The organism is Rickettsia endosymbiont of Pantilius tunicatus (genome assembly GCF_964291875.1).
Classification (GTDB): Bacteria; Pseudomonadota; Alphaproteobacteria; order Rickettsiales; family Rickettsiaceae; genus Rickettsia.
On the sequence record NZ_OZ198175.1, the window covers coordinates 1,097,309 to 1,108,651 of the forward strand.

Here is an 11,343-nt window from a genome sequence, read left to right on the forward strand (position 1 = left end):
GCTCGTACATAGAACAGGAGAGAAAACATGACAAAGAATATTTTTATAGGTATAGATGTATCTGAGGATACTTTAGATATATGGTTACACCCGTTGAATAAATATAAAGTTTTTGATAACAACCAAAAAGGAATTAATGAGCTAGTCGAATATATAGCGGATTATAATATTGCTAAAATTGTAATTGAAGCTACCGGAAGACTTGAATATGAAGCAGCAAATACTTTACAAAAAGTTGGATATTTAGTCTCAGTAGTTAATCCTTATTTTACATCAGCGTTTAGAACTATGAGAGGTAAGTTTACCAAAACCGATACTATTGATGCACAAATGTTAGCATTATTTGCAGAAAAAATGAATCCTGAATCTAGAAAAGTGGCGAATGAAATAGAAAAAGAATTAAAAGAGCTTACAGCTAGACGTAACCAACTAATTACTATGATAGTATCTGAACGCAATCGCTTACGTAGAGTTACTAATCAAAAAATAATTAATAGTATAAATAGTGTTATTAATTTACTTAATGATCAAAAAGAAGAAGTGGAAAAGCTTATATTATATCATATTTTAAATATAGAAAGTTATAAAGAAATATATAATTTACTTATTACTATCCCGGATATTGGCTCGATTATAGCAATAACCTTAATTACAGAGTTGCCAGAGCTTGGTAATTTAAATTGTAAACAAATTGCTTCTTTAGTAGGAGTAGCACCTCACTGTAAGGAAAGCGGTAAAACAAGATTTAAAGCAAAAACTAAAGGTGGTAGGAAAACGGTACGGGCGGCATTATATATGGCTGCTGTTACATCTGTAAGATGTAATCCCGCAGTTAAACCTTTTTATAAAAGACTTGTAGAAAAGGGAAAAGCTAAAAAATTAGCTCTTACTGCAGTAATGAGAAAAATAGTAATAATTGTCAATAACATTGTTAAAAACAAACGACCTTGGCAAAACCAATATAAAATATTCTCTTGACTTCTCGAACACAATCATTATGTGTTCTAAAGCTCTATCCTAAAATTTATATATATTTTAGGATAAGCTCTTTAATTAATTATACCTCTTCTGTTGCCTCTAGAATTTCTTCTTCAATCTCACTATCCTCTTCTTCATTATCATCAGAACTTTCGGCAATTAGAGATACTGATACGACTTTTTCCCCGTCATCTAACCTAAATAAAGTAACACCGCTAGTGTTACGCCCTGTAATACGTACTGTTTCAAGTTTACAGCGGATTAATTTACCGCTATTAGTGATAAGCATTAACTCGTCATCCATTTTAACAGGCATAACACCAACTACTAAACCGGTTTTGTCATTAATATCCATATTGATAATACCACTACCACCACGGTCAGTAATCCTATATCCATAAGCTGAGCTTCTTTTACCAAAGCCATTTTCGGTTACTGTTAAAATAAACTCTTCGGAATTTGCCATCTCTAAAACAGATTCAGCAGTTAAATCTACGCCTAACTCTTCAGAATTAAACTCCTCGCCTTTAGCAATCTCGAGTCTCTTTTCCCATGATACCGATAAATAAGTGTCTCGCTCTTCACGGGTAGCTTTAATACCTCTTAAGACAGTCATGGAAATCACCGAATCGTCTTGTGCAAGTCTCATACCACGTACCCCATCGGAAGTACGGCTCTTAATCACACGCAGCGACTCAACAGGGAATCTTAAAGCTTTACCAGATTTAGTTGCTAGTAAAATATGCTCGTCTTCTTTACAAGGTTTTACATCAATTAACTTATCATCTTCATCAAGCCTAATTGCTATCTTACCATTTGACTGAATCTTTTTGAAATCTAATAAATCGCTTCTTCTAATATTACCTTTAGCAGTTGCGAACATGATATTTAGATTATCCCATTCATCTTGGTTTTCAGGTAACGGCATGATATTGGTTATATACTCATCACCTTTAAGCGGTAATATATTAACCATCGGTCTACCTTTTCCTTGCGGATTACTTAGCGGCAATTTATATAGTTTTAAGCTATAAACCTGCCCAATATTTGAGAAAAATAACATTGGAGTATGAGTGCTACCAACAAAAACTTGCGTGGTAATATCCTCATCACGCATTGAAAGCCCTGACCTACCCTTACCGCCTCGTTTTTGAGCTCTATAACTACTTAGAGGTACACGCTTTATATAACCACCAAGCGTTACAGTTACTACCATTTCTTCACGCTGGATTAAATCTTCGATATCTTGATCAAACTCCCCAAATTCAATCGAGGTAAGACGAGGGGTTGCAAATTCTTCTTTAACTTTAATTAGCTCTTCTTTTAAAATTTCAAGTAATCGCTCACGTGAACCTAAAATATTTAAATACTCCGTAATCTCAGTGGCAAGGCTCTTTAAATCTTCTTCTAACTTATTCTTTTCCATGGCGGTTAAGCGTTGCAATCTCATCTCTAAAATTGCTTTTGCTTGGGCTTCGGTAAAGCTACATTTACCCTCTTCATTCAACATTGCCTTATCATCAACTAACTTCACAAGCGGCAAAATATTTAACGCATCCCACTCGCGTGCCATTAATTCTTGTTTAGCAGCATTTGGATCACTTGCAGCTTTTATAATACGGATTATTTCGTCAATATTGCTAACGGCAATAGTTAAACCTAATAAAAGATGAGCCTTATCTCTTGCTTTATTAAGTAAATATATAGTGCGGTTAGTGATAACTACTTCCCTGAAGCTAACGAAAGCGGCTATTACTTCTTTCAGATTCATTACCTTAGGCAAGCCATCTTTTAGGGCTAGCATAATTACACCAAAGCTAGTTTGAAGCTGCGTACAAGCATATATCTGGTTTAATACAACTTCAGCGACAATATCTTTCTTTAGCTCAATATAAATTCTTATGCCGTTTTTATTCGACTCATCACGTAAATCGCTTATATCCTCAATACGCTTTTCCTTAACCATTTCAGCAATCTTTTCAACAAGCCTTGCTTTATTTACCATATAAGGTATTTCGGTAATTATGATTGCCTGACGCCCGTTGCCTAAATTCTCGATTTCAGCACGCCCTCTTATAGCGATGCTCCCCCTACCTGTTAAATATGCTGATTTAATACCATTAACACCTAAAATGATGCCGCTTGTAGGGAAATCAGGACCTTTAACAATTTCTAACAGATCTAAAATTTCTATATCGTTATTATCTACATATAAACAACAAGCATCAATAACCTCGCCAAGATTATGAGGCGGAATATTAGTTGCCATACCAACCGCAATACCACCACTTCCATTTACTAGTAAGTTCGGGAACATAGAAGGTAGCACTGAAGGCTCTTCCTCAGAACCATCATAGTTTGGGTTGAAGCTGACAGTTTCTTTATCAATATCCTCAATCAGTTTATGGGCTACTTTAGCCATACGTGATTCGGTATACCTCATTGCCGCCGCAGCATCACCATCCAATGAGCCAAAATTACCCTGTCCATCAACAAGCGGTAAACGCAACGAAAAATCTTGAGCCATACGCACTAACGAATCGTAAATAGCACTATCACCGTGTGGATGGTATTTACCCATCACATCACCAACTATTCTAGCGGATTTTCTGTAAGCTCTGTTTGCGTGGTTGCCAGCTTCATGCATTGAGTAGATGATACGACGATGTACCGGCTTTAAACCATCTCGGACATCCGGTATTGCCCTACTTACTATGACGCTCATAGCATAGTCAAGATAAGATACTTTCATCTCATCTTCGATATTTACCGGTACTAAATTAGAAGAATTGTTATCAGTCACGATTATATAGCCTTAAATTTAATGATTATATTGATTATAGAGATATAATTTATTTCTTTCAAGGATTGCTTTACATGGTTTTAATGTATAGTGAGTAGAGTTTATTCTTTTTGACTGCAAATTATAAGATTTTTTATCATCTAAAATATCCCCTTATTTTTCCTCCCTATTTTTCCCCCTAATTTTTAATCTTATCCATTTTATGAATGTTACATATTTTACATTTTGAAGTTACAGAAAAAGCCTTCCAAGAGATGCTAGTATTAACCTTATTGATTGAAGCTGTATCTTACAACTACAACCAAAGCACACAGGTGCTATTAGCAAAGCTAAGTAAGAGATATGATTTATATCTTTAAACGAATTTTGTAAAGATAGTTCAATTATTTTTCTAATTTAACTATCAAAATTACTTCAATTAATATTTAAAAAGAGAATTAAATCAATATGAAAGATAAACTAATACAACTTTGCGATCCGGCAAAATTTGAATATTTGATGGCATCGTCAAGTTAAGTAACATAGTGTCAAAAAGAGTAATATTTTTAGATTTCAGGCAGCAAGAAGTCTTTGAGTAGCTTCATCCCAAATGGATTTAGCGGATGCAAATGCAATTCTTTGGTAAGGTGCTGTTTTAGTATATCTTCCAACATTTACGGCAAATATATTTCTAACTTTTCCCATCAGTGATAATGTACATTGTGCTGCATTAGGATGCTTAAATTTAATCAATATCTTCTCTTTTCGCCTAGTTGGTTGATGTGCATTCTCAACGCGATTATTTAATCTCTTATTAGTTCGATGTTTAGTCCTAGGACACATAAGCTTAATCAGTTTAATGTAACTCTTGAGCTTATCAGTAACAATTACTCTTGGAGCTGGGTAATTGCCCAATAATCTTAATAAAAAGCGAATAGCTGATTTCTTGTTGCGTCGCTTCTGTAGCAATACTTCTAATTCATGTCCCTCAGAGTCAACAGCCCTCCATAGTATGAATACTTCACCTTTAATCTTAATGTTCATTTTATCTAAATGCCATTTATCAGTTGGCTTCCGCTCTCTCCTTCTGATAACATCTTGAAAATAAACTGCAAATTTATTGCACCAAAATCTTACTGTCTCATGACTCAAAATAATACCTCGATATGCCATCTGTTCTTGAACATCTCGGTAGCTACTATTAAAACGATGATATAACCATACTGCATGGCTAATGATGCTTGCTGGAAAACGATGTCTCTTCGGAGCTTGAGTAATACGCATAATGGTGAAATTTAGAGATAAATGGTTACTGCTATTCTATAAATTATTCCATGCATTTGCTCAATACTTAATTTACATCTCTCTTAACTTGACGGTGCCATAATTAGTTCATTTAAAGAAATGCCATGTAATCCAATACGATGGAATCCTACTGCCTTAGTGAACAAATTTTGTTCTACCGTTGGTAATAATATTGGATCTTTTAATACTACTACTCTTACAACAGAAACACCTGTTTGGGGTAATACCACCATACCTACTACAACAGAAACACCTGTTTGGGATAGCACTACTCCAGCAGAAGATCCTAATAATGATATAATTAAATTAATAGGAGTAGGAGCAGCCGCAGCCGCTACTATTGCTATTTATACAGGGTATAGATATTTTAAAAGCTCAAAAAGCACTCCAAAGAACACTGCTAATACAGAATTAGAGCTTAGCTCCCACGAAGAAGATATAGAAAGTGCTTCTAATTTACTAAACCCAACATTTAGTATGCGTGAAGATTTTCAAGCAGCGGGAATTAGGATTAGTGCCTTTAACAGACAAGAAGATAAAGAAAGCACTTCTCTTTTACTACCAACGTTAGAAGAAAGTAATACGTCTACAGAATTGCATTATGACATACCTACATCTAATAGACCTGTTACTGGTATTTATGAAGAAATTGGTCAAAAAATTGAAACTTCTAATATACCAGATGCAGCTCGGGAAGTTTGCAATAGGCTTAATGATTTAGTGGATGAGCTTGAACTTACAAATATAGTAATTTCATCTAATGATCATACAGTTCTAAATAATGAATCGGCTTTATTAGGTTATGATAGTACCGTTATTGAAATGGTATAAAATCGTTTTTGTCTAATTTATAGATGAATATTTTTAGCGTCATTAATTTAACTTAGTGACGCTATAATAGTTTAAAAATATAATATTTCTATTGACTTTTATACTAATATTTAACTATAAGTAACAAATTAGTTATTTAAAATTTAAAAATAATTAATAATGATTACAAGTTCCTGTGCAAGTAATGAAAATATTAGATTAAATTTAGAGAAATTAACTTGGGCTGACGTCAGAGAAGAGTTGTATAAGGTTAACCCAGAATTAACTAAAAAATGTGATCATATTAATAAGTTTAATAAATATCCTGTATATAAATTAAAATATGCATATGGGTTATCAATTATTCACGAAGGAGAATTTTATCTCCCAACTTTGGATAGCAAAACGATTTCTATAAATGATACAAGAGTTCCTGAATCTTTAAAACAAAGTTTAGCCTATTCTTCTCTTCCTTTAGCTTGTATTATTAATAACTCTTGTGAAGTTTTTGTCCAAGAAGAACAAAGAATAATACCACTTAATTTTCTTGAAACAGGTGAATTATTTGGTTTATTTGAGTTAATGTGTTCACTTACACAAACTTCTATAGTACATAAGACTATTTGGAATGTATCAGCTGGTGCACGTTCCGTATTTATGCTACCAAGTGTTTCTAATGTAATAAGTTATCGCAGGATTTATAAAAAATTTAATATAAATGACTGTGTACCCAAAGAATTTAATGATCAACATTGGTCAATATTTTGCAATATTAATAATAGCAATAAACAAAATACTTGGGAAACTACAATTTTAGTATTTTCAAAAGAATGGTTTGAACACCAAAATAACATAGCGTATATTGAACTTTATAAGTATTTAGTTAACAAGTGCTGGGAACAATTACAATTATTAAAAGAGTTTAGTGGATATAGTAAATTATGGTTATTATTTACACGTGCAATTAATAAACGTAATATCAAACCTAGAACATATATAATTGATACTGTTAAACATTTAATTTCAATTACTCAAGGGCTGGGAGTAGCATTTGTACCTTCAATAGATGATACGGCTCTACCAAAAAACTTAATTCAGCAAGTATATATAAAAGATTATAATTTAAAAAATTATATTCCCAATATAATGCAACCAGCGAAGTTTATCAAAGGTGGTAAACTATATTACTCCCTTAGCGTTCCTACTATATCTAATAGCTCCTCCCATTGTAATAATCCTCCTAGTATAATAGAAGATCAAAGAAATATTAAAAGTTTATTAAATATTTTAATGGAGGTAATTTATGATCGAAAAAATAGATTAAATGCTGATTTAGAAAATATACAATTTGAGTATTTTCATTCTCAAAATGACGAGTTCCAGCAAATTGTTTCTAGTAGTATAATACCAGAAACTGATCCTAGATTTTTAAAGTGTAATAATGATTATACAGATAATAGGGTATTTTGTGCTTCATCTAGTTTTTTTAAAGGATGTATTAGGATATCATGAATAAATATGTTTTACCTACATTACAAGCTATAATAGAAAAAGTTCGTGCCTATCATAACTTTAATTTAGAAAAAATAACATTTGTTTGCGTATAGCTTAATGCGATAAGGTAGTGACTTTTTTAAGAGCATAGTAAACCGCATCAAAAAAGTGCTCAAAATTAGAAACAGTTTTTCTTATTTCGTTCTTGATTTTAAACCAGTAATGCTCAATAGGATTTAAATCAGGAGAGTAAGTTGGTAAAAATAAAATACTGCAACCAACAGATTCAATTAACGTTTTCACTTTTGTACTTTTATGAAAATTAATATTATCCATTACTACTATCTGACCAGGCTTTAACTCTTTGATCAATATCTCTTGTACATAAGTTTCAAAAATGTCCTTATTACATGTCCCATCAAATATTATTGGGGCAATAATATCTTTGGCAGACACCCCAGCAATCATACTAATCCGTGATTTATATTGATAGACCCTTTCACCATAACATCTTTGACCGATAATGCTCCACCCGTGTTCTCTACAGCTATTATCTTCTATCCCAGATTCATCGATAAATACTAAATCTTGTTTGTCTATAGTTTTTAGTTTCAATATAAACTCATTCCTTAGACCAACATCTCTTTTGGGATGAAGAAAAGTTTTTTTTATAACTATAACCTAATTTATTAAGCAATCTTGATATCGTACTTGCAGATACTTTTTGACTCCAGTTGTTAGCTAGTTCCATGGTGGTTTTATCAAAATTTAATTCTATAAATTTTTTAAATCCCTCTATGTCTCTTATTATTCTACGATGTCCTGTATGATAACCACTTTTTGCTTTGATATCGCCGGTTTGTTTCTTTAATTTTTTCCATTCTATTATAGTCTTCCTACTAATAGAGTATATCTCAGAAGTCTCTTTTATTGTTTTACCATCTGTTAAACTTTTTATTACTCGTATTCTTAAATCGTATGAATATGCCTTTGCCATAAGTTTTTCATTTAGTATAATCTAACTCATACTCTAAGTCACTATCTTATCGCATTAAGCTATATTATCCTATTCCTTACTTAGGATTAGGGCTTATTTTTGAAAATGAACAACCTAAAAAAGCACTAGCATTTTTTAATAAAGCTATAAATATGGCAAATAATTTTTATATAGATATGGTAAATTAAGTTGAAGTTTGCGTATTAAAGAATTGAATTAAAGCATTATATAATTGATCAAATTGAGTAATTGTAGCTTTAATCCATCGCTTCATATTGGCCCAAAATTTCTCTATTGGATTTAGATCAGGGGAGTAAGGTGGTAAGAATATTATCCTACAACCTACTGATTCTATTAGTTCTTTGGTCCTTTGAGACTTATGGAAAGCAGCGTTATCCATCACTACAACTTGTCCAGGTTTTAGCTCTTTTATTAAAAATTCTCCAACCCAACTTTCAAATAATTGTCTATTACATGTTCCATTAAATATCATCGGTGCTATACACTCTTTATTAACATAACCAGCTATGATATTTGTTCTGTTGTAATATTTACCGCTTTTTTTACCAATAAGTTTTTCGCTTTTTTTGCCCCATCCTCTATCTTTGCAGATATTTATCTCAATACCACTTTCATCAATATATACAAGATGTTCTATTGGTGTATCTTTTATGACCTCTTGGTACTTATCTCGCTTTTCTTGACTTGCTTCCAAGTAGGAAAAGTCTTTTTTTTATAGCTAAAACCTAGTTGCTTTAACCAATAATACGCACCCACAGAACTCATATTAAAATACGTACCCATTTCTAATAATGTGAAATTAGGATTAGAACTCACGTACAACTCAACATCTTGACTTGTTACCCGTCCTTTTTTGCCTCCTATTCTTCTTGCTAAATAATGTCCTTCGGACTTATATCTCTTATACCAATTCCTTACTGTGTTTGCTGCTATTTCAAATCTTATCGCAGTGCTATTGCAGCTATTACCTCTTTCTACATATCCTATAACTCTTTTTCTAAAATCTTGACTATATGATCTTGGCATTTTCCTTTATATATATCATCCCTATACTCAAACCTCAACTTAATTTACTATACATGTTCTAAAGTAGAAGAACGAATTATTCAAATGGGTGTAGTATATCACGCTAGTTCATACCCACAACAACTCGGATGTTTTAAAGATCATTTTAATTATGATATAAAAAATATGTGGGATAAAATTAGTACTAATTTGAGGACTCCGTATATAATTGTTCTTGATGATGGAGGACATTGTATAACGAATATCCCTAAATATTTAAGTAATAATTATAAAATTTATACTATAGAGCAAACATCATCAGGTATTTCTCAAGTTAAAAACAATATTTTTAACCTTATTAACGTCGCTTATTCTTGTGCAAAACAATTTTTAGAATCACCAATGATTACTAAAATAGTTATAGAAAAATTAAAAAAAATTATTCCATTAAATTCTAAAAATATTATATACGGAATAGTAGGTTGTGGAGTAATAGGAAGTAGTATTATTCAGGAACTATTATCAACTAATCAACGCATAGTAGTATACGATAAAAACATACATAAAATACCACCTCTTGATTTTATTGAAACTACTAATGATATACAACTATTGTTTCAAAAAGCAAATTTTATTTTTGGTTGTACAGGTACAGACATTACTACATCGCTTGATTTGCATAAACTATCTGGTATTAAATATTTGATAAGCTGCTCATCACAAGATACCGAATTTAATTCTTTATTAAAATATATACAAAAGAATTATCCTTATAAGAACTTAAATACTTTAAGAGAAATTGAGTGTCCAATAAAAGAAGGATATATTAAAATATTAAAAGGGGGATACCCTATAAATTTTGATAATTCTGGTAAGTCTGTGCCATTTAAATATATTCAGCTTACTCGTGGATTATTACTTGGTGGAGTTATTCAAGCAACAACTCAATTAATGAAAAATTATACTTTCGCTCCTCAAATAGAGATGTTACACCCTAAAATACAGCAGTTAGTAGTACAAACATTACTTAACAACTTAAAAGAAACTATTGATATTAACAACATATTATTACCTTATGTAAATTCAATAAAAAATTTTCTCAATGAAGAATTTTTAAAAGAAAATTCTAGAGGTCAATATATCGATAATAATATTATTAATAACATATTTAGCTAAACTCAAAATTATTTATAATGGAAAGTTGGAAATTAAAAAATATTAATGAATCTTAAAAAAAACTGCTAAGTTTAGGAATAACAATTATATTATCAATCCTCATATTATAAATCTTATAGGAAATATAAAAAACAAAACCGTATTAGATGTAGGTTGTGGATTTGGTAGATATTTAAAAATCCTTTTAAAAGATAATCCTTCAAAATTAATAGGGTGTGATATTTCCAAGCATCAAATACAATTATGTAAAAATACTATCAACAACGATAATATAGAATATTTTATCATAGATTTTTCTGACACCACCGCTCCTTTAATTATAGGAGAAAATAAATATGATATTGTTTATACTGTATTTGTAATATTATACGTGAAAACTCTCGATAAGCTAAAAATATTTATTGATAATTGTTATAAATGTCTAAAGCAACAAGGAAGAATTATAATATGTACTTTAGATATTTTAAGTGCTTCATTTTACCCAGAAGTCTTTGATATATTGAAGCTTCCTGTAAAAACTTTAGTTAGCAATAATAAGTATAGCGATGGTTCCTCAATACAAATAGAAATTACAAAAAATTGCATCGTAACCTCCTATCAAAGAAATTTTGAAACCATAAAACAATTAATGAAACAAGTGGGTTTTAATAATATTAGAAAACATAATTTATTTTTAGATGAAATTAGTCTACAAGCTTTTACAAATAGAGAGCTAGATATAATAAAAAAATCTAATATATTTTTATTATTAGAAGCTCAAAAATTATAGTAATGC

10 protein-coding genes are annotated in these 11,343 nt (G+C 31.1%); 5 read left to right on the top strand and 5 right to left on the bottom strand.

What is annotated here, in order from left to right:
• Nucleotides 1-27: 27 nt before the first annotated feature.
• Nucleotides 28-978 (top strand): IS110 family transposase, encoded by a 951-nt coding sequence (locus ACICQC_RS06420; protein ID WP_395476380.1) that lies wholly within the window; start codon nucleotides 28-30, stop codon nucleotides 976-978.
• A gap of 79 nt (nucleotides 979-1,057) precedes the next feature.
• On the opposite strand, the gene gyrA is transcribed toward ACICQC_RS06420, so the two are convergent.
• Complete coding sequence (gyrA, locus tag ACICQC_RS06425; RefSeq protein ID WP_395476421.1) at nucleotides 1,058-3,781, bottom strand: DNA topoisomerase (ATP-hydrolyzing) subunit A; 2,724 nt, start codon at nucleotides 3,779-3,781, stop codon at nucleotides 1,058-1,060.
• Nucleotides 3,782-4,333: 552 nt separating this feature from the next.
• A complete protein-coding gene (locus tag ACICQC_RS06430; RefSeq protein ID WP_395476422.1) occupies nucleotides 4,334-5,044 on the bottom strand; it encodes an IS6 family transposase in 711 nt (236 codons plus the stop codon).
• 120 nt (nucleotides 5,045-5,164) lie between these two features.
• Here ACICQC_RS06430 and ACICQC_RS06435 point away from each other — a divergent pair, with 120 nt between their 5' ends.
• Nucleotides 5,165-5,896 carry a hypothetical protein gene (locus ACICQC_RS06435; RefSeq protein WP_395476423.1) on the top strand — a complete coding sequence of 244 codons (732 nt, stop codon included), beginning with the start codon at nucleotides 5,165-5,167 and terminating at the stop codon, nucleotides 5,894-5,896.
• Between the two features lie 159 nt (nucleotides 5,897-6,055).
• Nucleotides 6,056-7,387, top strand: coding sequence for a hypothetical protein (locus ACICQC_RS06440; protein ID WP_395476424.1), 1,332 nt, complete (start codon nucleotides 6,056-6,058; stop codon nucleotides 7,385-7,387).
• Between the two features lie 96 nt (nucleotides 7,388-7,483).
• Here ACICQC_RS06440 and ACICQC_RS06445 read toward each other — a convergent pair.
• From ACICQC_RS06445 to ACICQC_RS06455, 3 genes are all read right to left on the bottom strand, one after another.
• Nucleotides 7,484-8,366 (bottom strand): IS630 family transposase gene (locus ACICQC_RS06445; RefSeq protein ID WP_395476390.1). Its coding sequence is split into 2 segments (ribosomal slippage): nucleotides 7,484-8,038 and nucleotides 8,040-8,366, totalling 882 coding nucleotides; the frame shifts between segments, so codons are not numbered across the junction.
• A gap of 184 nt (nucleotides 8,367-8,550) precedes the next feature.
• Nucleotides 8,551-9,081 carry an IS630 family transposase gene (locus ACICQC_RS06450; protein ID WP_395476342.1) on the bottom strand — a complete coding sequence of 177 codons (531 nt, stop codon included), beginning with the start codon at nucleotides 9,079-9,081 and terminating at the stop codon, nucleotides 8,551-8,553.
• The gene (locus tag ACICQC_RS06455; protein WP_395476240.1) at nucleotides 9,036-9,413 is read right to left on the bottom strand and encodes an IS630 transposase-related protein; all 378 of its coding nucleotides are present in this window, start codon (nucleotides 9,411-9,413) and stop codon (nucleotides 9,036-9,038) included. Before ACICQC_RS06455 ends, ACICQC_RS06450 begins: the two co-directional genes overlap by 46 nt.
• An 84-nt stretch (nucleotides 9,414-9,497) precedes the next feature.
• On the opposite strand from ACICQC_RS06455, the gene ACICQC_RS06460 reads away from it, so the two are divergent.
• Nucleotides 9,498-10,568, top strand: coding sequence for a hypothetical protein (locus ACICQC_RS06460; protein WP_395476425.1), 1,071 nt, complete (start codon nucleotides 9,498-9,500; stop codon nucleotides 10,566-10,568).
• A gap of 124 nt (nucleotides 10,569-10,692) precedes the next feature.
• Nucleotides 10,693-11,337, top strand: coding sequence for a class I SAM-dependent methyltransferase (locus tag ACICQC_RS06465; RefSeq protein ID WP_395477669.1), 645 nt, complete (start codon nucleotides 10,693-10,695; stop codon nucleotides 11,335-11,337).
• Nucleotides 11,338-11,343 lie beyond the last annotated feature (6 nt).

Excerpts from the sequence above, each read along its gene's own strand:
- ACICQC_RS06420 (WP_395476380.1), top strand. The coding sequence starts at position 28 with ATGACAAAGAATATTTTTATAGGTATAGATGTATCTGAGGATACTTTA.
- ACICQC_RS06430 (WP_395476422.1), bottom strand. The coding sequence starts at position 5,044 with ATGCGTATTACTCAAGCTCCGAAGAGACATCGTTTTCCAGCAAGCATC.
- ACICQC_RS06435 (WP_395476423.1), top strand. The coding sequence starts at position 5,165 with ATGCCATGTAATCCAATACGATGGAATCCTACTGCCTTAGTGAACAAA.
- ACICQC_RS06440 (WP_395476424.1), top strand. The coding sequence starts at position 6,056 with ATGATTACAAGTTCCTGTGCAAGTAATGAAAATATTAGATTAAATTTA.
- ACICQC_RS06455 (WP_395476240.1), bottom strand. The coding sequence starts at position 9,413 with ATGCCAAGATCATATAGTCAAGATTTTAGAAAAAGAGTTATAGGATAT.
- ACICQC_RS06460 (WP_395476425.1), top strand. The coding sequence starts at position 9,498 with ATGGGTGTAGTATATCACGCTAGTTCATACCCACAACAACTCGGATGT.